We start from the raw sequence: 21,572 nt of genomic DNA, 5'->3' as shown, positions 1-21,572 counted from the left end.
GTAGCGTGCAAGCCCAGCGCAAAGATCGCTCCAACCCCGTGCTCAACGTCCTGCGGCTCGTCATCGCAGGCGCGGCCGCGGGGGTGCTCGCGGCCGCCGTGGCCTTGCCGGCGGTCGGCGGGGCGGGCATGTCCACCAGGAGCGCGGTGGAAGCACTCAACCTCAAGCCCGAAGAGCTCGACGAACCTCCTCTGTCCGAACGCACCGAGATCACCGATGCCGACGGCAAGAAGATCGCCCAGTTCTACTTCGAGAACCGGCAGTCCGTGACCCTCGACAAGGTCGCCCCGATCATGCAGACGGCGCTGATCGCGATCGAGGACTTCCGTTTCTACCAGCACGGGCCGATCGATGTGGAGGGAACGGTCAGAGCGCTGCTGAAGAATGTCAGCAGCGGCGGCGTGATGCAGGGCGGTTCGTCGATCACCCAGCAGTACGTCAAGCAGGTGCTGGTCAACAAGGCCGAGACGCCGGAGGAGCAGGCGGCCGCCATCGCGCCGACGGTCTCGCGCAAGCTGTCCGAGCTGCGCTACGCCATGGCGATCGAGAAGAAGTACTCGAAGAACGAGATTCTCGAGAAATATCTCAACATCGCCTACTTCGGCGCGGGCGCCCACGGCGTCCAGGCGGCGGCCAAGCGCTTCTTCGACAAGCCTGCCTCCGAGCTCAACCTCGTCGAGGCCGCCACGCTCGCCGGCGCCGTGCAGAACCCCGCCAGGACCGACCCCAACGTCGGCCCCGAGTCCCGCCAGCGGCTGCTGGAGCGGCGCAACATCGTGCTCGACCGGATGGCCGAGCTGAAGAAGATCACCGCCGAGGAGGCCGCGGCCGCCAAGGAGAAGAAGCTGGGCTTCAAGGACGTCAAGGTGCCCGGCGGCTGCGAGGCCAGCAAATATCCGTACTTCTGCCTCTACGTCCAGTACGAGATCCTCAACAACGAGGACTTCGGCAAGAACCAGGACGAGCGCAGGAAGCTGCTCCAGCGCGGCGGCCTCCGGATCAAGACCACGCTCGACCCGAAGATGCAGGAAGCCGCCGAGAAGGCGATCAAGAAGTACGTCAGCACCAAGGACAAGCCCGTGGCCTCGCAGGCCATGGTGGTGCCCGGCACCGGCGAGATCAAGGCGATGGCCGCCTCGCGCAAGTTCGGCGGCAGCAAGAAGAAGAACGAGATGAGCTACAACATCGTGGCCGACGCCGCGCACGGCGGCGGCCGCGGGTTCCAGCAGGGCTCGACCGCCAAGGTCTACACGCTGGCCGCCGCGCTGGAGGAGGGCCTCAAGTACGACGACGGCTTCCCCTCCCCCGCGGGCTACCGGGCCAGCGGCTACAGCTCGTTCAAGAACTGCAAGAACCAGAACGTCGGCGACCCCAGCCACACCGTGCGCAACTCCAGCGAGGGCGGCGGCGGCTTCAAGACCCTGGAGAGCGGCACCTGGGGCTCGGTGAACACGTTCTTCATCAAGCTGCAGGAGAAGGTCGGGCTCTGCGACACGGTCAAGATGGCCAAGAAGCTCGGCGTCAAGCGGGCCGACGGGCAGAAGCTGTCGGAGGTCGAGACGTTCACGCTGGGGGTCAACGAGGTCGACCCCGTCACGATCGCCAGCTCCTACGCCGTCTTCGCCTCGCGCGGCCAGTACTGCAAGCCGCTGGCCATCACCGAGATCAAGGACCGCTTCGGCAAGGCCAAGCAGTACAAGCCGAAGTGCTCCCAGGTGCTGGAGGAGGAGGTCGCCGACGCGGTCAGCGGCATCCTGTCCGGGGTGTTCACCAAGGGCACGATGACGGAGGTCGGCGGCATCGGGCGCGACGCGGCCGGCAAGACGGGCACGACCGACAACTACATGTCGGCCTGGTTCGCCGGTTACACGCCGAACATGTCCTCCGCCGTCAGCCTGGGCGACCCGCGCGGCACCTCGGCGCACAAGCTGATCGGGATCACCATCGGCGGGCGCTACTACCCGTACGTGTACGGCGCGTCGATCTCGGGGCGGATCTGGAAGGACTCCATGATCCAGGCGCTCAAGGGGGTCGAGCCGGTCGACTTCCACCCGGTCGACAACTCGCGGTTCGGCGGCTGCACCGACAACTGCGCGCCCAAGCCGAAGAAGGACAAGAAGGGCGAGGAAGGGCCGGACGACCCGTTCGACATCTTCGGCCCGGGCAACGACGACGGGCCGCCGGACGGGCGCGGCGGTGACGGGCCGGGCGGCGGTCGCGGCGGCCGAGGCGGCGGCGACGCCGGGCCCATCATCACACCGGGCCGCTGAGAGGCGCTGAGGCCTCCGCCCACATCCGTGGAAGGAGGCCTCGTCTCCCGGGGCTCCTGACGGCTTCTGAGGGCCCCTGAGGGCTCTTGAGAGTTTCTCAGGGTCTCCCGGTCTCTCAGGGTCTCCCGGTCTCTCAGGGTCTCCCGGTCTCTCAGGGTCTCCCGGTCTCTCAGGGTCTCTCAGGGCGCGGGAGAAGCACGCGGAGGCTCAGGGGGGGCAGAGAAAGCGCTCGAAGGCCTACTTGGCCAGACGGGCCTTGACGGCGGCGGCCACCCGGCCGCCCTCGGCCCGCCCCGCGACCTTCGGGTTGACCGCCTTCATGACCTGCCCCATGGCCTGCGGCCCGGCGGCGCCGGTCTCGGCGACGGCGGCCTCCACCAGCTCCGCCAGTTCCTCGTCGGAGAGCTGCGCGGGCAGGTACTCCTCCAGCACCGCCTGCTCGGCCAGCTCCGCCTCGGACTGCTCCTTGCGCCCCGCGTTGGCGAACGCCTCGGCCGCCTCGCGCCGCTTCTTGGCCTCCTTGGTGAGAACCTTGATGACCTCGTCGTCGGACAGCTCCCTGGCCTGCTTGCCCGCGACCTCCTCGACGTTGATCGCGGCCAGTGCCATGCGGACCGTCCTGAGACGTACCTCGTCCTTGCTCTTCAGCGAGGCCGTCAAGTCGGCCTTCAGCTTGTCCTTCAATGCGCTCATGCGGTCCATCTTGCCGCCTGCGCGGACCCTCCCGTCGCCGTCCCGCCTGTCTCCCGTCCCCGTCTCGGCCCGGTCCGGCCGATGTCGCGCCGGATCTCGGGCATCATGAAGAGGTGAGGAAAGCCGTCGCGATACCCCTGTCCATGCTCGGTCTCGGCCTGGCCGGGCTGGGTTACGCCTCCGTGGTGGAGCGCAACTGGTTCCGCCTGCGCCGCTTCGACGTGCCCGTGCTCGAGCGCGGCCAGCGTCCCGTGCGCGTCCTCCACCTGTCGGACCTGCACCTGACGCCACGCCGGACGATGCTGATCAACTGGGTCCGCTCCCTCGGCGCCCTGGAGCCCGACCTCGTGGTCAACACCGGCGACTCGATCGCCCACCCCGAGGCCGTCCCCTCGCTCCTGCACGCCCTGGAGCCCCTGCTGTCGCGCCCCGGCCTGTTCGTCTACGGCTCCAACGACCTCTACGCCCCCGTGCCGAAGAACCCGGCCCGCTACCTGTGGCGCACCTCCAGGAACGACCACCGCCAGCACGTGCCCTCCCTGCCGTGGGAGGAGCTGGGGGCCGGCATGGCGTCCGAGGGCTGGCTCGACATGAACAACACCACGGCCCGCATCAAGGTCGGCGACCTCGACGTGGCCGTGGCGGGCATCCACGACTCCCACATCTCCCGCGACCGCTACGACCTGGTGGCCGGCCCGGCCCCGGCGGACGCCGACCTCCGCCTGGGCGTCATGCACTCGCCCGAGCCCCGCAACATGACCCGCTTCGCCGCCGACGGCTACCAGCTCCTGCTGGCCGGCCACACCCACGGCGGCCAGCTCTGCGTCCCGTTCTACGGCGCCCTGGTCACCAACTGCGGCATCGACCGCGCCCGCGTCAAGGGCCTCAGCCGCCACGACTCGGCCTGGCTGCACGTCTCCGCCGGGCTCGGCACCTCCCCGTACGCACCGGTCCGCTTCGCCTGCTTCCCGGAGGCGACTCTGCTGACGCTGGTGCCGCGGAGATAAAGGCGGTCACAAGCACCTTGGAAGTCCGCTAGACTTTCCAAGCACGCACACGACGGGTGTGTGCGCCGGGGTGTAGCGCAGCTTGGCAGCGCGCTTCGTTCGGGACGAAGAGGTCGTGGGTTCAAATCCCGCCACCCCGACAGTATCGCCGCAGGTAGAAGGCCGCTTCCGAAGATCGGAAGCGGCCTCTCTTGTCTTCTGAGTGACTAAGTGCGTGACTACGCTTCTACGGCGTCCGTAGCTTGCGTCTCAGACTGGTGCTTCAGAACGTAATCGATCATGCGCTGCATGGTCTCCACGTTCTCGTACAAGAGCCCCAGCGCCCTGTTGCACTGCTGGCACAAGGCCCGTTGACCGAACTAACTCATGTGTTCTTGCAGGTCAACGCGTTTCTCCGCTAGCTTCTCGGGATGCTTCAAGGTGATGTCCCCGAGCGGGACTTGGCGACGTTCGTCCTGCCCGAGTTGGGCCGGCTACAAAAGACCGGCGATCAGTGGGCGCCGTACCAGATAGTCGACCAGGGTGGCATTGTCGTCGGCCCCGTCCGGGCCTTCTTCGCCGAGCTGCAGGCAGAGGGCAAATCCGCCTCCACGGTCCGGTCATACGGCATGGACCTGCTGCGTTGGTGGCGGTTCCTGTGGGCGCTCGACATCGAGTGGAACCGGGCTACTCGTGCGGATGCACGAGACTTCACCCGGTGGATGCAGATCGCGAACAAGCCGCAGCGCCTGCACTGGAGACACCGGAACGCCGGCTACTCCGAGAAGACGGCGCCGAAGCCGCGGATGACGAGGAAGAAGATCCCCGGTACGCCGAACGCCATCACGGGCAAGGCCTCGCCCGGCCCGCAGTACGCCGCGAGGACTCGGGCACACTGCGAAACCGTGCTGCGCACGTTCTACGACTTCCACCTGGACGAGGGCACCGGGCCAATCATCAACCCGTTTCCGCTTGACCGTTCCCGTCGCAGCAGCCGCGCGAACGCCCACCACAAGCCTGACCAGCCCTTTAAGTCAGAACGGGCAGGCCGCTACCGGCCGGTCATCCCGAAGCGTGCACCCCGGCGCATCCCCGACGAGATGTTCAATGCACTCTTCGCCGCCCTCCGCCACAACAGGGACCGCGCTTTGCTGGCTTTCTGGGTTTCCAACGCTGCCCGCGCCGAAGAGCTCCTTACCAGTCGGCAGCGTGATGCCCTTCCCGGTCAGCAGTTGGTCGGCGTGATTCGGAAGGGAACCCGGGCCTACCAGCAGCTTCCCTGCTCAACCGACGCCTTCGTCTGGCTACGGCTCTACCAGGAGGAGGCCCGGCGAGACGGCGTCCCGCACGGCAAGAACCTGCCGTTGTGGTGGACGCTGAGGCGGCCGTGGCGTCCGCTGAACTACGACGCGGCGCGGGCGATGTTCAACCGGACCAACGATCTTCTTGGAGCGAACTGGACGCTCCACGATCTACGCCACACCGCGTCCTACCGACTCGCCCGCGACCCCAACATGCCTCTGACCGACGTCCAATGGGTCCTCGGTCACGCACATCTGACGACCACACAGCTCTACCTTCCGGCCAGTCAGGACGAGGTAATCGAACGCGTCCGCGCCCATCATGCACGCCGGGCCGAGCAGCGCGACCGGCCACCGGCGCCGCCGGCTCCTGGCTACAACTCCGACTCGATGAAGACTCTCTTCGGGAACTCGTGGTGACGAGCACTGAGACCTTGGTCGCTTCGACCGCCATCCGAGACGCTCAGCCGCTCGCCGGCGAGGCCCTCCGGGCCGCCAAGAAACGTTTCCCGCCGCGGCCTTACGAGGACGACTGGACTGCCACCAGCCATTCCTATGACGAGGTCGTCGCCCGGCTGAACCGACCTCCGCTACGGGCCGCGAGCGAGAGCACCCACTTCTACCGGCGCCGGGGCGCAACACTCATTCTGCACTGGCTCCTGAAGCAGCCGGGCGACACCTGGCAGCAACGCTGGAACGCATCTCCCGCGGCGAGTGGCACCGGGGCACAGTGGAACGAGCTCAACGCGACCTGGGTCGGCTACAACGCGGCGAATGCGAACGGCATCCTCAACACCGGCCTGTTCGCCCTGGTCTGCGCCGACGTGCTCCGGCCATCGCTCCGCTGGCAGCTCACCCGGACCTCGACCAATCTGCGTGCCATCATCACCCGGCACCGTGACCCTGATGGCTTCGCCCGCCTTCAGGAGTTGGTGGGCCCAGAGGCATGGTCCTCCCATCTCGGCATTCTCGCCAAGAACGTGCTGGTCAAGCTAGTCATCGCCAAGGGAGGTGGCTTGGCCGACATCAATGTCGGAGACGCCATTGAGTACATGGAGGAGCATCGAGCTCAACGGGCCACGTCGGGCGGACAAAGCCTGTTCTACTCCTGGGTGAAGAGCCTGGGTCACCTGCCGCCCGACGCACCCGTGTCACTGAGGCTCCTGCACCGAACGTCCGGCCAAGTCTCGGTCGAGCAGCTCGTCGACCGCTACCAGCCGCAGTCCAAGCCGATCCGGGACCTGCTGGTCGAGTACCTCAAGGAACGCCAGCCCACCATGGACTACACGTCCTTGGAGGACGCGTCACGGACGCTCGTGAGGAACTTCTGGCTGCAGATTGAGCGCATTCAGCCCGGCATCGACACACTCCGGCTGCCGTCCGAGGTCGTCAGCGCATGGAAGCAGGCCAGCCGGACGAAAGTCACGCGCCGCCGGCTGCCCGATGGCACAGTCCACGAGGCAATATCGGAGCGCGCCAACTACGGCAGCCTCATGCTCGGAGTGCGAGCCCTCTACCTCGACCTGGCCCACTGGGCCGTCGAGGAACCAGAACGCTGGGGCCCGTGGGTTGCTCCTTGCCCGGTCAGCGCCGCCGATGCCAGTACCTCCAAGCACGAGAAGCGCCGCAAGGCGAAGATGGACCAGCGCACCCGCGAACGACTGCCCGCGCTGTCCACCGTTGTCCGTGCCGCCAGGGCGAATTGGACGGAGGCCCAGGAGGGGATGGACGCCCTCCGAGTCGCCCCACTCGGCGGCCAGTTCATGTTCAGAGGCAGGACCTACACGCGCCAGAAGAAGGACTCGTCGACTCCGTTCCGGGCCTACGACGAGTCCGGCCGACGCATTCATCTGGGACTGCTCGAGGAGCGGGCATTCTGGGCCTGGGCCACGATCGAATTCCTGCAGCACACCGGTGTCCGGATCGAGGAGATGCTGGAGGCCAGCCATCACGCCTTGATCCAATACAAGCTGCCCACCAGCGGTGACATAGTGCCTCTGCTTCAGGTCGCTCCCTCGAAAACAGACGAGGAACGGCTTCTCCTTGTCAGCCCAGAGCTGGCCGACGTCCTGAGCACGGTCATCGCCCGCGTCCGTGACCCTCGAACAGGCGCGATCCCGATGCTGCCCATCTACGACGTTGCGGAGAAGATCTGGAACCCGCCGATGCCGCTGCTGTTCCAGTGGACATACGGAGGCCAGCGCACGCCGGTGTCCCGCCAAATGATCCGCGATGGTCTTAACGAGGTCCTGAAACGAACCGGGCTCACCGACTCCGCGGGCGAGCCCCTCGACTTCGCTCCTCACGACTTCCGAAGAATCTTCATCACCGACGCAATCCGCAGCGGCCTGCCGCCCCATATCGCACAGGTCCTGGCCGGTCACTCCGACATCAACACCACGATGGGCTACAACGCCATCTACCCGGCAGACGCCATCGAAGCGCACCGCGCATTCATCGCCCGTCGACGATCGCTTCGTCCCAGCGAGGAATACCGGACCCCGACGAACGAGGAGTGGGACGCCTTCCTCGCCCACTTCGAGAAGCGCAAGCTCTCTCTGGGAACCTGCGCTCGGGCCTTCGGAACGTCGTGCATCCACGAGCACGCTTGTGTCAGATGCTCGCTCCTCCGACCTGACCCGGCCCAACGGGCACGGCTTGCCGAGATCCGCGACAACTTGATCGCCCGAATCACCGAAGCTGAACAGGAGGGATGGCTCGGTGAGATCGAAGGACTCCAAGTCAGCCTCGCCAGCGCAGAGGAGAAGCTCGCCCAGCTCGATGCAGAGCAAGTCCGTCAACGCCAAGTGGTTGATCTCGGCATGCCCCGCTTCAGCCAGATCGCGACACGAATCAGTACGGCAAGAGGACCTTCAAGTTAGCCGAGCTCATCCACGCGGATGATCTACACCACCCCGACCCAGGCCACGGGCCACGCTCTACGGGCGGCGGGCCAGCAAATGGGTGTCGAGGAAGCCCCGCTCGGACGCTGGGTCGTGGAGCAACCGAGCAACCGTGACGAGTCCGGCCCCGGTCAGCAACTCGGCAAACTGCTCCGCCGGCCAGCTATAGGCGGGCGCCACCTTGTGGTCGAAGCGGACCGGCTCCGGTCCCTCGGTCCCGAAGAAGGACACCAGGAGCAGGCCCCCTGGCGTCAGGACACGCACCTGTTCGGCGAGCAGCGCGGGCAATTCTCCAGGTGGGGTATGGATCATCGAGTAGTGGGCCAGCACTCCGCCGAGCGCGCCGTCCTCGATCGGCAGGGCCTCCATTCGCGCTTCGTCGAACCGCAGCGTCGGATGGGCCCGCCGGGCGTGGGCGACCATAGCCGGGGAGAGGTCGAGCCCGAAGGAGTCCAGCCCCAAGTCGTGCAGCATGGCTGTCAGATGCCCGGGTCCGCACCCGACGTCGGCTGCACGCAGGTTCCCCGTGCCACGCACGAGCTCGGCGAAGGTGCCGATCATGTTCCGCGCGAACGGCTGCGTCTCCAACCGATTAGCAAACATCGACGCGTACAGCTCGACGACCCCGTCGTAGGCCGCCCTGGTCTCGTCCTGGTGTTTTAACACGGGAAGGAAACTAACACCCGCGCCATTCGCACCCGTTCTCCGGCCCCACACCGGACCTCCCCTTCAGGACTGATCGTCCCGTCACCTGATCACAGGGCACACTCTCGTTGGTTCAGAGAAGCTTGCGTCCGATGTTCGCTCCTCCGGCCTGAACCGTCCCAGCGTGACCGCCTGATCGAGATCCGCGACAACCTGTTTGATCGGATCGCCGAAGCTCAGCGTGAAGGCTGGCTCGGCGAGGTCGAGGGCTTGGAGATCAGCCTGGCGGGCGCCGAGGAGAAGCTGACTCAGCTCGATGCCGCACTCAAGCCTTCTGTGATCCACCTGGGCCTGCCCACCTTCAACCAGATCGCCGGGCGGTCCAGCACCCTCTGACCGCCCCTCTCTCAGAACCCGGCAGACGGACGACCCCGGTGCATCTCGACCTCAACGAGGAAGATCGCACTGGTAGTTCGGAGAAGATCCCTCGTACCCGCCCTGTCTCGTGATCGTGGTCAACATGGGCAGTGGTGCGCGTACCGTCATGCTCGAATTCTCGGAAGCATGTGAGGCAGCGATTGGCCTGGCGCTCCAGCATGGCGTCGTACTCGCCTCGGTCCAGGCCGTACATCAGCTTGCGTTGCGTGGCGGTTCGGCAGGGGCGGCAATAACGAGACCCGTCTCGATTAGTGCCGCCATGCTCTTCGTAGGCATGCCCCCATGGGCAATGCGTCTTGTTTCCGTTCCAGATACCACGCCCAAGCTCATCCGGATTCTTCCCCTGACTCCGCATGGCGGATTCCCATCGGCACTGTTTACACTGCCTTCTCCCGCCATCGGCCCAGTAGATGTTGTCCTCAGTGAGTTCGTGTCCGTTTTGGCAATGCGTCTTGCGTGAGTTGACGCCCGCCTGTGTCCAACGACCGTTGGACACCTTGGCAATGGAGAGGTGGCTCAGCTCGACACACAGCCTCTCGCCACAGACACTCTCCACGATCTGCCCCTTGGGCCAGAACGCTTCGTCCCGATCGACCAGCCAGCGTCGGACATACACGAGCGCCTTGGCACCGTGCGCATGACGGGCTCCGTCGAAGTACCGAGGGTAACCGTCACTATCCGTCGCACCCTTCCAGATCAGACATCCCGTATCTGGATTGCGCTCCGAACACTGGGCTACAACTTCCTCAGATAAGGCAGGCTTGACGCCACGCCTCTCCGTCGTACCATGTCTTCGCTCGTACCTATAACACGCCTGGCAGTACTTACCCTTCTTTCCGTTATACATCTGCTTGTCGGTATCCTCGCCGCATCCTGCACACGTCTGCGACTTCTTTTCAGTCATCCAGACATAGTGCCAGATATTTCCAGAGCGGTGACCCAAAATGGGGTCGCCGCCCACGAGAGTTACCCATATGCGCTAAGGGTCCGAATTCTTGAAGATCTGATCCATCATCACCGCACCTCCTTGGAGGACCGGTCGAATCTGCTTCCGGTAGACAGCCTCCGTAACGGAGGTACTGCTATGGCCCACCAGAAGTGCCGTCAACGACTGCTGGCATACTTGTTTGAACAAGGCGAATGAGAGGGGCTCAACATGCCCAGCCAGAGGCGGCGGGACACGCTCCGCGGGGACGTGTCGGCACGGATCGCCGAGGACCTACGACAGGCCATCCTGAGCGGCGAGTACGCCGAGGGGGACAGGCTTCCGAGCACATCGGAACTCATGGAGCAGGAGCAGGTGTCGTCGCTGAGTGTGCGGCACGCCTACCAGGCGCTGATCGGTGAGGGCCTGGTGGTGGCCGTGCCGAAGAAGGGCTTCTACGTCCGCGAGTCGCTGTGCATGACCTGGCACATGACGAAGTGGCAGGACCCGAAGCGCCTGGAGACCGTCAAGACCGACGGGTGGACGGCGGACGTCGAGGCGGCTGGCTTCTCTCACCGGCAGACCATCAGCGTGAGCATCCTGCCAGGCAGCCACATGGTGGCTGGAACACCGATCGCGGAGCGTCTGGGCATCCCGGAGGGTGAGCGCGTCGTGGTGCGTAGCCGCGTCCGCTACATCGGGCCGGGGCCGGATCAGCCGGCCAACGAGCCGGAGTCGCTGGCGGACTCCTACTACGCGTACAACCTCGTCAAGGACACCGGGATCATGGAGCCGGACAGCGTCAACACGGCTCAAGTCCTGGCCGAACTCGGGTGTCCGATGCGTGACCACATCGACGAACTGACCCCGCGGATCGCCTCCCGGCAGGAGACGGATCGGCTGCAACTGGCGGGGGTCACGGCGGTGCTCGAAGTCGTCCGTACGACGCTGACCACGTCAGGCAAGCCCGTGCTGGTCCTGCATCAGATCAGGCCGGGCAACGGGTCGAAGTACATCTACCAGGGGGAGTGCAGAGATGACTGACCGTCCCGTCCTGGCGGCCCGCCTGGCTGTCGAGAGCGATACCGCGCGCGTCGTCGAGCTGCGTGCCGAGTCCGAACGCTGGTTGGCCGAGCGTGGCATCCAGCAGTGGACGGCGAAGTGGGATGAGATCGGCCGGGAGAAGATCCGCCGCAACATCGCCAGCCGTGAGACGTGGGTGTTCGAGGCCGGCGGCGAGGTGGTCGCCACGGTGACGCTCAACACCCGGCCGGACCTGGACTTCTGGGATCCGAACACTGACGGGCCTGCCCTGTACCTGTACAAGCTGCTGGTTGCTCGTGACCAGGCGGGCCGGGGCCTGGGCGGTGACATCGTGGACTGGTCGGTTGATCAGGCCGCGCGGCAGGGGTTCCCGTGGCTGCGCCTGGATGTGTGGCGTACCAACCAGGGGCTTCAGCGCTACTACCTGGAGCACGGGTTCGAGCACGTGCGCACGGTCGTGGTGGACGGGCGCGACTCAGGAACCTGCTTTCAACGGCGAGCCACGCCCGTCTCCGTGCCGAACATCGTCGAAGAGGGCGTACGCGACGCCCTGTGACATGAAGGGACCGACTTCATGACGCTTGTTTCTAGTGGCAGTGAGCATCCACCAGGGCGATCCACACCTGGCGAGCGTGGGGATAGCGGCCTCGGGCGATCTCCTCGTACCCGACGCCCTTGATGTGGCGCAGGACGAAGAACCTCCCGCCCTCGCAACACCACTCGTACTCACCACAGCACGATGTCTCCATCACGCGGACGCGACGGGCGCTGGTTCGGACGTGCGGTTCCCAGACGTACATGGCGACTTGCTTCCGGTTCACACAGCGAGGGCGGCGCATGCGAGCGCCACCCAACGCGATGACTGATCTGACGTACGAATCCGCCGGCCTCACTCGGCGGCGGCGATGGCCTTCTCCCTGCGCAGCCGCAGCAGGGTCACGCCGTAGATGTAGGAGGGGTTCGATGCGTAGCGGTCCAGACGCACGAACTGCACCGCGCCCGAGGCGCCGGGAGCTAACGACTCCAGCGCCTGCCGCAGGCGCGCAGAAGCCCGCTCAAGCTCGCCGGTGATGCCGCACGAGCCCTGGCCGTCGTCGTCAGAAGCCATCCACGAGTAGAAACCCTCGGTGTCAAAGTGCACGACTACAACACAGCCATGCGCCGTACCACGCCTGTAGAGGACACTGAGAGGCGACCCCTGATGTCCGCCCCTGTGTCCGCCCGTTCCCGGAGGTGCACTGGATGACCGACATCCCAGAGGTTCCCGTCTGGGCGACCCGCCTGCTTGCCGCGCGCACCGCCAAGGGCTGGTCCCAACGCGACCTGGCCCGCGAACTGATCAGGGTCTCCGACGAGCCGCTGACCGAGGTGCCGAACCTCATCCGCCGTATCCGGGGCCACGAGACCGGCGAGCACCGCCCGGACGCCTTCTACACCCGGCTCTACTGCAAGGCGTTCGGCCTAACCGAAGACCAGCTGTTCGGCACCGTCATCAAGCCGGTCCCCACCCTCGCCCTGCCCACGCTGGCCCCGGACGCCGACCTGTACGAGCGCATCACCCGCGCCATCGAGCGCCCCTCCCGCGTCGATCTGGCGACCATGCAATGGCTGGAACACTGCCTGGCCGAACACCGCCGCGTCGAAGACACCATCGGCAGCCGCCCCCTCCTCCCGCTGATCCACGCCCAGCTGTCCACCGTGGCCGACCTCGCCCAAGGCGCTAGAGGCCCGCTCGCCGACCGAGCCGTTGCAGTGCTGGCCCAGTACGCCCAGTTCATCGCCTGGATGTGCCAGGACTCCCGCCAGCACGCCGCAGCCCTGGCCTGGTACGACCGCTCCCACGCCTGGGCCCTCGAAGCCGGAGACGCCTGCCTGGCCTCCACCACCCTCAACATGCGCGCCCACCAAGCCTGGAGCCTCGGCGACGCTCCCCGCTGTGTCCGCCTGGCCGAAGCCTCCCGCTGGCACGACGGCCGCACCACTCATGGCGTGCAGGGCATGGCCGCCCAGATGGCTGGTCGGGGTCATGCCCAGCTGGGCGAGGCCAATCTGGTGCGCACCCGACTCGCCGAAGCCGAAGACCTCATCCGAAGCGCCGCTGAGCATCCCGAGGACGAGCCGCCCTGGATGTACTTCTACGACGAGGGCTGGTTCCTCATGCAACGCGGCATGGCCGAACTGGAGCTCGGCGACGGCCGTCGCGCAGCTGATTACCTAGAACGCGGCCTGTCCACGCTGCCTGACCACTACCGCCGCGATAGAGCCTGGTTCGGAGCCTGCCTCGCCCGCGCCCAGGCTATCCAAGGTGAAACCGAAGCCGCAGTCGCCACGGCTCTGGATATCGCTCCGGACGCCACGGCGCTCAACGCCTACGCCGAGACCGAACTCCACCGCATCGCCCACGACCTAGCCATGGCAGGCGCTCCCGGCTCTGAGACGATCAAAGAGTCCTTGGCAGGCTCAAAGTCGTAGTCACGGTCCCTGCTGTCCCCTCTGTCCCTTACCCGCGCTCGAAGTGCGGATGTCCACGGAGCCGACAGGGGACATGTCGGGGACAGCGATGTTTATGCTGTCCCCGGGATACTCCTGGAATATTGGGAACGGGGTACCGCCCCCTGGTGTTTCAGCACATGTGCGCTGGTGGCCCTGTGGAGTTACTTTGCCGGTGGTCAACTGCGCAACACTACAGTATAGATGTTCGACAAATGGACGGTCTTTGGTGGAAATGGCAGACCTAGGGTTGAGGCAGGCTGGTTGCGCTCAACCTGTGCCATGAATCCCTGTGCCAGGGGTGGTCGGCGTAGCCTTCGACGCTACCAAGCTGTCTCTACGTCACCGCGATGGAAGGGCGGCGCTGTGCCGCGCGTTCTCCCCACCCCGAAAGCTACTCCCGCGCCCATCGAGAACATCGCGACAACGGTACGACCGGTGATTGATATCTTTTGTGTAGACCAACTGCCAGCTAAGGGGACAGCCCCTTATCGCGGTATGTGGGCGTGCGACTATTGTGGCTTAAACAGGGCCGGATAAGTCCCACACAATAACGCATCTCCGCCGTTCCCGCACGGGTTAATGCCTGTTGAAGACACCTAATATCAACTTCCGGACGCGCTAGGCATCGTGGCTTCACCGCCGGATCCACCATCGTCCCAGTTGTCGCCGTAGGCCAAGCCCTTGGGGCGAGCATGAGCGAGTTCCGCCGGGGCCGCCACGGTCCACCAAACCTCCAGTCATTCACGGAGCTATGCAGACCCAGGAGGGAGTTCAACGATGGCACCTCAAACGCCTGAGCGACTGATCAAGCGTCGGATTGTTCGGGCCAGTCGAAGAAGTAGAGGAGAAGGAGGGTGCCGAGTCATGCCAACATCGAAAAGGATGGCATCCAGGGTTCCTTGCGCGAGTGGCCTATCCTCTTCGGAGGGGACCGTTGTGCAACGGCCATCTGGATGGCGCATTATGCGGTGCCTGCCGTGAACGCGGACGGTCGCGAACCCAGTGCGCTCCAGGAGCTGAATAACCACCTTCGCGGGAAGTTTGGGCGGTAGGGTCATCGGGGCATCCTCATCACCAGAACGTCCAGGGGGCCAATCTCATCCAGAAGCCCTTGCAGGGCATCCTGAAGATCGGCAACTGCTTCGTCCCGCGTTGCGCCGTCGCCATGTGCGCCTACGCCCTGACGCAAGCAGGCGTGCGCGCACCATGTACCGTCTGCGTCTTGTTTAACGGAGTAGGGAATGTGGATAGTGCCATCCATGTTATGACGCTATATCATCTCTCGCGAGAGGACAAGGCGGGAACGTCCAGCCTATCGGCGATCAATGGTGCAATGGGTGAATTTACGGCAAGGCAGGCTGGTGCAGTCAGTGAAGCCTAACGTCACCAGCCTGCTGAAGCCGGCTTAGACGTACGCTAGCCAGTAGAGGCCCCAGGTATCCCTGTAGCACTCGTAGTAGTTCCAGTAGCCTCCGACAACGCCGGCTACTCCCGCGGCCTGGCATGAGAACCAGTTACTAAATGGACCGAGGACGCCCTCCATCGCTCCAGCTGGGTCATCGGTCCTGGGTGGGAGGTTCTCTAGATGCTGCTGCAATGCGGCGTCTACCGCGCTCCTCTGCTCCGGTGTAAGTGCATCATAGGCGGCCTTGATGTCCTCGGCCTTAGCTAAGTCTTCGATCAGCTGATCTGTGGTGGGCGGCGTAGCCACTCCTGCGGACGTGTGCACCGAAAGGGCAGAGGCGGGTACCGAGAGCGCCAGGGACCCGGATAGAGCAAGGAGCAGGCTTACCGCAAATAAGGCGAAACGCTTGAATGGCATGAGATGCATCTCTCCTTACATGATGCGCCGCAGGCAAGGTAAGGCCTGCACGACGCCACGACGAAACAGATTGCAACTGAATGACCGCTCTGCGCCTCCTTTGTTGATCTTGTAGTGGTGTCGGCAGAAATCTATCTGCGCCCCGACGCTAAGTCAGTCAACTGGTAGCGCAAGGGCGGTTTCTCGTGATTGACAGCAGATCATATGTACCTTTCGCCGGACCGGGCTCATCCTTACGCTGCCTGTGAGACGCGGTGTTTGCAGGACGGCGATGGCCTGGTATGGGTGGCCGTTTGAGAGAGAGCTGCAGCGCATCTTTGAGTGACAAACTGCGTGACAATCATCGTGGTTGATTACGAACGTCAGTGAACGGTCCCGCACTCTCACTGCAGGTCGCAGGTATGCCGCCATCTGCCTGTACGGGTGTTCGAATTGCTTCGGGACGAAGAGGTCGTGGGTTCAAATCCCGCCACCCCGACAGTATCGCCGCAGGCAGAAGGCCGCTTCCGAGGATCGGAAGCGGCCTTTCTTGTCTCCTGAGTGACTGCCGGATCGATGGCGGGTCCGTCGCCGCGTCGGAGGAGACGCGAACCCCAGGCCGACCAGTCACCGAGGACGATCCGCACCCCTGCTCAGCATGACGGCGAACCCGTCGAGATGGCGTGCCAGGATGTAGTCGAACATCCCGTCCAGGTCCGACACCGTCTCCTCGGAGAGCATGGCCAGGAGCGGGAATTGTCCAGTGCTGAGGAGTTCGTCGGCCCGCTTGCGCTGGAGTAGCCGCCACCCGTCGTGCGTCACCCCGGTCTCCTGCTCGGCTTCGGCCTCCTCCGCCATGGACAGCGCCACGGTGTGGACCAGCGCGGGCAGCGTGAGCGCCTCGCGGATCCGGGTCTCCGTGGGCAGCTCGAGTTCGTCGAGTGCGCGCAGGGTCCACTCGGTGTGGGCCATCATGTTGGGCGCCAGCAAGGGGCGGGTGAACGAGACGGCCCTGGGCAGCCAGAGGTGTCGCCGGGACAGCTCCCATTGCCGGTGGGCGATCAGCTCGAGCTTGGCCCGCCACCCTTCCGGCCCCGGGACGGGCAGCTCCGCCTCGCCGAAGACCTCGTCGGCCATCTGCGTCACCAGTTCGTCCTTGCCCGTCACGTGCCGGTACAGCGACATCGGCCCCGCGCCGAGCTCGGCCGCGAGCCGCCGCATGGACACCGCGCCGAGCCCCTCGGCGTCGGCGATCGCGATGGCGGTGCGCAGGACGTGCTTGCGGTTCAGCGAGCCCTTGGGGGTGCCGGCCTGCCGCGCCGTCGGCAGCACAGCCGGACCGGCCGGCCGCTGTCTTCGGCTCGCGCGTGCGCTGACCACCGTACCGGCGCCGACCTTGGCCTCGACCAGCCCCTCGTCACGCAGGGCCGCCACAACCCTGGTCGCGGTCGCGACCGCGACACCCCATCGCTGGGCGATCTGCCGGATGGAGGGCACGCGATCGCCTGGCCGCAGGTCGCCGGCCAGAATCCGGGCGCGGAACTCCGCGACGATGCGCCGGTAGGGCGGATCCGGACGTTGCGTGGCCGAGGTCATGAGTGCCTTCCCATCCTTTGACGGTTGTCGCGCGCTTGCCTTCAATGTACTAGTTCACCAATCAACACACTAGTACACTTTATGTCGCCAACAAGCAGGAACTCTACATTTTGGGCGAGGCACGCTCGTACGATGTACGCATGACCTCCGATACATCGTACGCATACATGCGGCGGATAAAAACAATAGCTTGGCGAGGGCGTTGCGCAGGGGTCTCGGCATGGCCGGCGGGGACCGCATGAACCGGTTGGGGAGCCGGTTGTCCCTCTCGTATGCCGAGGTACGGTCGTGGCATCGGCCGCTCACGATCATGGTGGCGGCCATGTCCGCGCTGGTCGTCGTCGCGAGCGTCGGTCTCTTCGCCGACGGTCGCGAGCTCCTGCAAGAGTCGATCTGGGCCAAGCCGCTGAAGTTCGGGGTGTCGTTCGTCATGTACGGCGCGACGCTCGCCTGGCTGATACCGAAGCTGCGCCGGGCGCTGCGCACGATGTGGATCGCCGGAACGGTCTTCGCCGTCGCCGGGCTGATCGACGTCGGTTTCATCGCGGTGCAGGCCGCCCGCGGCACCTTCAGCCACTTCAACGCCGGCACCGACACGTTCAACCAGATCGGGCAGCAGATCTTCTCCACCGGCGTGTTCGGGCTGTTCGGGGCGAGCCTGATCGTTGCCGTCATGCTGCTGTTCCAGCGCGTCGGTGATGCGGCACTCACCTGGGCCCTGCGCGCCGGGATCGGGCTGGCCGTCCTCGGCATGGCGCTGGCGTCCTTCATCACCGGGTGGACCTCCTCGGCCGGGCCCCGCACGGTCGAGGACGCCTACGGCAGCCCGGTCCCGCTGGTGGGCGGACACGGGGTCGGGGCACCGGACGGCGGCGGCATGCCGATCACGAACTGGAGCACCACAGGCGGCGACCTGCGCGTCCCACACTTCATCGGCCTGCACTCCATCCAGGTGCTCGTGCTCGCGGTGCTGGTCCTCACCGCCCTCGCGTCCCGGATCGGCCTGCTACGCCGCGAACGCGTACGCGCCCAGCTCACCGGGGTCGTCATCCTGGGCTACGGCTCGCTGTTCACCATCACCGCCTGGCAGGCGCTGCGCGGCCAGTCGCTGATCCACCCAGACGCGGCCACCTGGGCCGCGCTCGCGGCGACGGCCGTCATGACCGCGCTGCTGGCGGCCCTGGCCGTCACGGCGGCCCACCGCAACGAGCTGGCCCGCCGCGCCGAGGCGGTGAGCCGAAGCGAGCTGGTCCGCCGCAGGAAGGCGGCGCACCGCAAGGAGCTCGCGCACGGCGGGACGACGGCACCCGCCGGCTCCCCGGGAACGGACCCGCACCGCAGCGCGGCGAGCACCCCGGCCCGTTCTTCTGGCTCAACACCGACCTGTGCGGGCTGACCCCGTTCCGATCCTCCGCGTGTGGTCTCACGCACGCGACATCCACGGTGAACACGATCGTGCGAGCCCAGCACAGGTCGGGCGCGCGGAGGTCGCCGCGGGCGCTGTCAGGCGACATCGGATGTGGCGGTGGTCATGGCGTGACCTCGTGCCGGCCATTCGGCCGGCGCGGCCTGCCCCGCAGATCGTGCCATCGAAAAGCGGCCATTTTCTGGCACGAGCGCCGGCATCCTTCGGCCCAGCCGCCGCCGCGGCGCGCATGTCCCCAACCCCGCCCATAAAAGTGGTCAGTTGGTGAGCACTTCAGTAGGGAGGATGGTCATCGTCGCCGATCGAAGGAAGGAACCAGCGATGTTGCGAGGATTCGCCACGATCACCTACTGGGCAGACGACATGGAGGCGGCGACGCGGTGGTACGCCGAACTGCTGGAGGCCGAGCCGTACTTCGTGCGCCCGGTCGAGGGGCCGCCCGCCTACGTCGAGTTCCGCGTCGGCGACAGCCAGGCCGAGCTGGGGCTGAAGGACCGCCGGTACGCGCCGGCGGGCGCGGCGCCCGGGCCCGGCGGCGTCGTCATGTACTGGCACGTCGACGACATCGAAGCGACATTCCAGAAGCTGCTGTCGATGGGCGCCACGGAATACCAGCCGATCACTTCGAGGGGGTCGGAGTCCGCGATGACTGCGGAGTTCGTGACGGCTTCAGTGGTCGACCCGTTCGGGAACGTGCTGGGCATCATGTACAACCCGCACTACCTGGAGATGCTGGGCCGATGATGCACTTCTCCGGCGCGAGCGCCGCATTCCTGACGATGCCGACCCGCAGCGGGCGGATGGGGACGTGGTTGCCGGGTGGCGGAACGGTCAGCCCGGCTCGGCGTCTCCGGCGTCCGCCGGCCGTCGTTCCTGCTCGGCCGGGTGTGGTTCGTGCCGGCCGGGTGGCGCGTCGCGAAGTCGCCGCAGCTCTGCCCGCAACGACTCCAGCTCGCGGTGCAGGGCTTGGATCGCGACCAGTGCGATGCCGTTGGCGTCGACGCAGTGGATCGCCTTGTCGGTGCCGCCCAGCCCGAACGTCGCCCACCAGTCCTGCGCCATCGGGCCCAGGTGCCACACCTGGTCGCGGTCGTTGCGGTAGCGCCACGTGCTGATGGGCAGGGCGGCGACCTTGGCCAGTACGTCGTGGCCGTTGATCGCGCTGCCGTCGTGCGCCGTCGCTCCGTGCGGAGGGGCAGCGGCGGCGGGTGGCCGAGTGGGGGTGCCGGCGCTGCGCGCCGTGCGGGCGCGCAGTCGCAGGGGCCAGTTCAGTGCCATGTGACGGGGGTGATCGCGGTCTTGAGGTTGCGGTCGGACGTGCGGGCCTGCGAGGCGTCCGGCGTTGCCGCGCTGCCGAGCGAGAGGTGGATGATCTGCCCGGCCTGCCTGCCGAGCCAGATCCCGTCCGCACCGATGTCCGCGGAGTAGGTGAGGGTGGAGCCGTCGGCGCCCGTCACCGTCGCCTCGACGCTCGCCACGTGCCACAGGTCGAGGGGTGTTTCGGTGGAGGGGCGGAAACGCAGGTAGACGGGCTCGTGCCACAGGTCGCCGAACCGGCGCTGGGGCTTGCGCGGGTCGTTCTCCTGCGGACGGATGACGTTGGCGCCGTCGCCGAGGACGTAGGTGTCGCCGGAGCCGACTTGGAAGTCGTCGATGTCGGAGCGGGCGAGGAAGAACTCTCGTCCGGTGATGCCGAGGTAGACGTCGGTCCTGTAGTGGTCTACGCCGCCCGAGGCTCCTTCGCCGGCGCCGTCTTCGCCGGTCTTGATGCGTACGGAGATGGTGGTGATCGCTTGGTTGCTGTTGCGGGGGTCGGGGCTCACGAACGAGCACTCCTTTCGAATGGTTACTTTGTGTTATTGATTGACTACTTAATGTAGTTTCACCTTGCATGGAAGGTGAAACTAGCCAGAGAGGGCAAGTCGGCAGAACCAGGAGATAGACGATCCTGTCCCGACAAACCATCGCTGCACCGAGTCGTGCCGGGGGCGGTCGGCGTCAGCCGTAGAGGTTGACGGTGTCACCGGAGGGGTGGACGCACTGGCCGCGAGGTTTGACGTCCCGCACGGTCTCCACCACCATGCACTCCCACGGAGCACCGTCCACCTGCACGGTGAAGTCCACGGGGTCGTCCGCCAGGGCTCCGGTCGACGGGAAGTTGTTCTGGTAGGCGACCGCCACGTCCATGGCGGTCTCGCAGGCCTCGGCTCGTTCGCCGTCCATGGCGGCCTCGACGATCGCCCCGTCCGGGGAGCGGCCGCAGTTGTGCTCCGCCCGAGCCGCCGGGCCGGCGGTGAGCGTTCCCGCCGCGACCAGCACCGCGACGCCTTGCCTGATGATCGCAACCATGTGTCCTCCCCTGCCGCGTGGTCCGGACACCTCCAGGGTCGCCCAGCACGCTCCCGCGGCGGGTCATGGCGGGCCGAGGACTGTGCCCGGCCCTGGGAAAGCCCGCTCCCGGCACGGCGATCCAAACCTCACCGGCCGTCTGGAGTGCGTATGGGCGGGGTGCCCGGCCGGAACGGCAGAGTCGTTCTTCGTCGGGGCGTTGCCCTGCGATGACCGTTGTCCGGCCCATGCTGGTGGCAGAGGAGACCACGACCCTCGGGGGTGATGGTGATGTTCCGAACCGGTCTGGCCCTGGCGGCCGCGACGATCACCGGGCTGTTCCCGGCCGCCCCGGCCGGCGCCGAGCCCGTGCCACAGCGGTTCATCTCCTGCGAGGACGGCTCCAGCACCCGGAACCTGACCATCGCGACCACCCGGGAGAAGGGTGAGGCCTGCGCCACGGCGGCGAAGGTCTCCGACGCCTACAGCACGGAAGTCGACCTGCTCGACAGCAAGGTGCCGTTCACCGTCGAAGCCGACGGCGCCGCCTGGAGTTGCGACAAGGATTCCACCGGTGACGCGCGTTGCGTCTCCGCCGACGAGCAGGTCTGGCTCTCCTCCTCCTGACAGCCCGGCCCCGCCGCCGGCCACGCGCGGGGCGAGGTCGTGGGCCGGGCGCGCCGGGGCGAGATCGCCGCAGGAGGCCCTGTCCGGATCGGAGGG

Annotated in this window: 23 protein-coding genes and 1 tRNA gene; 12 read left to right on the top strand and 12 right to left on the bottom strand. The window is 66.2% G+C overall.

Going from position 1 to position 21,572, the window contains the following annotated elements:
- Window positions 1-5: 5 nt before the first annotated feature.
- Window positions 6-2,270, top strand: a complete 2,265-nt coding sequence (locus tag ACBJ32_RS53595; protein WP_375133451.1) for a transglycosylase domain-containing protein — start codon at window positions 6-8, stop codon at window positions 2,268-2,270.
- A 237-nt stretch (window positions 2,271-2,507) separates the two neighbouring features.
- Here the strand turns inward: ACBJ32_RS53595 and ACBJ32_RS53590 are convergent, their stop codons facing one another.
- Complete coding sequence (locus ACBJ32_RS53590; RefSeq protein ID WP_357875086.1) at window positions 2,508-2,963, bottom strand: GatB/YqeY domain-containing protein; 456 nt, start codon at window positions 2,961-2,963, stop codon at window positions 2,508-2,510.
- A 143-nt stretch (window positions 2,964-3,106) separates the two neighbouring features.
- Between ACBJ32_RS53590 and ACBJ32_RS53585 the strand changes: the two genes are divergently transcribed.
- Together ACBJ32_RS53585 and ACBJ32_RS53580 are read left to right on the top strand one after the other, a co-directional pair.
- The gene (locus ACBJ32_RS53585) at window positions 3,107-3,970 is read left to right on the top strand and encodes a metallophosphoesterase (protein ID WP_357875325.1); all 864 of its coding nucleotides are present in this window, start codon (window positions 3,107-3,109) and stop codon (window positions 3,968-3,970) included.
- A gap of 66 nt (window positions 3,971-4,036) precedes the next feature.
- Window positions 4,037-4,110 (top strand) — tRNA-Pro (locus ACBJ32_RS53580).
- 78 nt (window positions 4,111-4,188) lie between these two features.
- Here the strand turns inward: ACBJ32_RS53580 and ACBJ32_RS53575 are convergent.
- The gene (locus tag ACBJ32_RS53575; protein ID WP_197093450.1) at window positions 4,189-4,314 is read right to left on the bottom strand and encodes a hypothetical protein; all 126 of its coding nucleotides are present in this window, start codon (window positions 4,312-4,314) and stop codon (window positions 4,189-4,191) included.
- Between the two features lie 66 nt (window positions 4,315-4,380).
- Between ACBJ32_RS53575 and ACBJ32_RS53570 the strand changes: the two genes are divergently transcribed.
- Both ACBJ32_RS53570 and ACBJ32_RS53565 read left to right on the top strand, forming a co-directional pair.
- Window positions 4,381-5,670, top strand: a complete 1,290-nt coding sequence (locus ACBJ32_RS53570) for a tyrosine-type recombinase/integrase (protein ID WP_375133450.1) — start codon at window positions 4,381-4,383, stop codon at window positions 5,668-5,670.
- Complete coding sequence (locus ACBJ32_RS53565; RefSeq protein ID WP_375133449.1) at window positions 5,667-8,132, top strand: tyrosine-type recombinase/integrase; 2,466 nt, start codon at window positions 5,667-5,669, stop codon at window positions 8,130-8,132. Before ACBJ32_RS53570 ends, ACBJ32_RS53565 begins: the two co-directional genes overlap by 4 nt.
- 57 nt (window positions 8,133-8,189) lie before the next feature.
- Here ACBJ32_RS53565 and ACBJ32_RS53560 read toward each other — a convergent pair whose 3' ends face one another.
- The 3 genes from ACBJ32_RS53560 to ACBJ32_RS53550 all read right to left on the bottom strand — a co-directional run bounded on the left by ACBJ32_RS53560 (window position 8,190) and on the right by ACBJ32_RS53550 (window position 9,396).
- Window positions 8,190-8,819: a class I SAM-dependent methyltransferase gene (locus ACBJ32_RS53560; RefSeq protein WP_185110958.1), complete on the bottom strand. Its 630-nt coding sequence runs from the start codon at window positions 8,817-8,819 to the stop codon at window positions 8,190-8,192.
- Window positions 8,820-8,900: 81 nt separating this feature from the next.
- Complete coding sequence (locus ACBJ32_RS53555; protein WP_375133448.1) at window positions 8,901-9,143, bottom strand: hypothetical protein; 243 nt, start codon at window positions 9,141-9,143, stop codon at window positions 8,901-8,903.
- 16 nt (window positions 9,144-9,159) lie between these two features.
- Window positions 9,160-9,396, bottom strand: coding sequence for an endonuclease domain-containing protein (locus ACBJ32_RS53550; RefSeq protein ID WP_375133473.1), 237 nt, complete (start codon window positions 9,394-9,396; stop codon window positions 9,160-9,162).
- Between ACBJ32_RS53550 and ACBJ32_RS53545 the strand changes: the two genes are divergently transcribed.
- From ACBJ32_RS53545 to ACBJ32_RS53535, 3 genes are all read left to right on the top strand, one after another.
- Window positions 9,304-9,696 carry a hypothetical protein gene (locus ACBJ32_RS53545; RefSeq protein ID WP_375133474.1) on the top strand — a complete coding sequence of 131 codons (393 nt, stop codon included), beginning with the start codon at window positions 9,304-9,306 and terminating at the stop codon, window positions 9,694-9,696. The two genes, ACBJ32_RS53550 and ACBJ32_RS53545, sit on opposite strands and share 93 nt — an antisense overlap.
- A 696-nt stretch (window positions 9,697-10,392) precedes the next feature.
- Entirely contained in the window at window positions 10,393-11,205 is an 813-nt protein-coding gene (locus ACBJ32_RS53540; protein ID WP_375133447.1) for a GntR family transcriptional regulator, read from the top strand.
- Window positions 11,198-11,761, top strand: coding sequence for a GNAT family N-acetyltransferase (locus ACBJ32_RS53535; protein ID WP_375133446.1), 564 nt, complete (start codon window positions 11,198-11,200; stop codon window positions 11,759-11,761). Before ACBJ32_RS53540 ends, ACBJ32_RS53535 begins: the two co-directional genes overlap by 8 nt.
- A 333-nt stretch (window positions 11,762-12,094) precedes the next feature.
- Here the strand turns inward: ACBJ32_RS53535 and ACBJ32_RS53530 are convergent, their stop codons facing one another.
- Window positions 12,095-12,313: a hypothetical protein gene (locus ACBJ32_RS53530; RefSeq protein ID WP_375133445.1), complete on the bottom strand. Its 219-nt coding sequence runs from the start codon at window positions 12,311-12,313 to the stop codon at window positions 12,095-12,097.
- Between the two features lie 134 nt (window positions 12,314-12,447).
- On the opposite strand from ACBJ32_RS53530, the gene ACBJ32_RS53525 reads away from it, so the two are divergent.
- A complete protein-coding gene (locus tag ACBJ32_RS53525; protein WP_375133444.1) occupies window positions 12,448-13,677 on the top strand; it encodes an XRE family transcriptional regulator in 1,230 nt (409 codons plus the stop codon).
- Window positions 13,678-14,483: 806 nt separating this feature from the next.
- On the opposite strand, the gene ACBJ32_RS53520 is transcribed toward ACBJ32_RS53525, so the two are convergent.
- The 3 genes from ACBJ32_RS53520 to ACBJ32_RS53510 form a co-directional block, all read right to left on the bottom strand.
- Window positions 14,484-14,756: a type II toxin-antitoxin system HicA family toxin gene (locus ACBJ32_RS53520; RefSeq protein ID WP_375133443.1), complete on the bottom strand. Its 273-nt coding sequence runs from the start codon at window positions 14,754-14,756 to the stop codon at window positions 14,484-14,486.
- Window positions 14,757-15,103: 347 nt separating this feature from the next.
- The gene (locus ACBJ32_RS53515; protein WP_375133442.1) at window positions 15,104-15,520 is read right to left on the bottom strand and encodes a hypothetical protein; all 417 of its coding nucleotides are present in this window, start codon (window positions 15,518-15,520) and stop codon (window positions 15,104-15,106) included.
- Window positions 15,521-16,126: 606 nt separating this feature from the next.
- Entirely contained in the window at window positions 16,127-17,095 is a 969-nt protein-coding gene (locus ACBJ32_RS53510) for a TetR/AcrR family transcriptional regulator C-terminal domain-containing protein (protein WP_375133441.1), read from the bottom strand.
- Between the two features lie 259 nt (window positions 17,096-17,354).
- Between ACBJ32_RS53510 and ACBJ32_RS53505 the strand changes: the two genes are divergently transcribed.
- Window positions 17,355-18,491: a hypothetical protein gene (locus ACBJ32_RS53505; RefSeq protein WP_375133440.1), complete on the top strand. Its 1,137-nt coding sequence runs from the start codon at window positions 17,355-17,357 to the stop codon at window positions 18,489-18,491.
- Window positions 18,492-18,842: 351 nt separating this feature from the next.
- A complete protein-coding gene (locus tag ACBJ32_RS53500) occupies window positions 18,843-19,265 on the top strand; it encodes a VOC family protein (RefSeq protein ID WP_375133439.1) in 423 nt (140 codons plus the stop codon).
- A gap of 87 nt (window positions 19,266-19,352) precedes the next feature.
- Here the strand turns inward: ACBJ32_RS53500 and ACBJ32_RS53495 are convergent, their stop codons facing one another.
- From ACBJ32_RS53495 to ACBJ32_RS53485, 3 genes are all read right to left on the bottom strand, one after another.
- Window positions 19,353-19,799, bottom strand: coding sequence for a tail fiber domain-containing protein (locus tag ACBJ32_RS53495; RefSeq protein ID WP_375133438.1), 447 nt, complete (start codon window positions 19,797-19,799; stop codon window positions 19,353-19,355).
- Complete coding sequence (locus tag ACBJ32_RS53490; RefSeq protein WP_375133437.1) at window positions 19,790-20,344, bottom strand: hypothetical protein; 555 nt, start codon at window positions 20,342-20,344, stop codon at window positions 19,790-19,792. The genes ACBJ32_RS53495 and ACBJ32_RS53490 overlap by 10 nt, the downstream gene beginning before the upstream one ends.
- A gap of 175 nt (window positions 20,345-20,519) precedes the next feature.
- Complete coding sequence (locus ACBJ32_RS53485) at window positions 20,520-20,870, bottom strand: hypothetical protein (RefSeq protein ID WP_375133436.1); 351 nt, start codon at window positions 20,868-20,870, stop codon at window positions 20,520-20,522.
- 270 nt (window positions 20,871-21,140) lie between these two features.
- Here ACBJ32_RS53485 and ACBJ32_RS53480 point away from each other — a divergent pair, with 270 nt between their 5' ends.
- Entirely contained in the window at window positions 21,141-21,476 is a 336-nt protein-coding gene (locus tag ACBJ32_RS53480; RefSeq protein ID WP_375133435.1) for a hypothetical protein, read from the top strand.
- The last annotated feature ends 96 nt before the right edge of the window (window positions 21,477-21,572 follow it).

This window comes from Nonomuraea sp. GTA35 (assembly GCF_041950525.1).
Classification (GTDB): Bacteria; Actinomycetota; Actinomycetes; order Streptosporangiales; family Streptosporangiaceae; genus Nonomuraea.
This window is presented reverse-complemented; position numbering and strand designations above follow the sequence as displayed.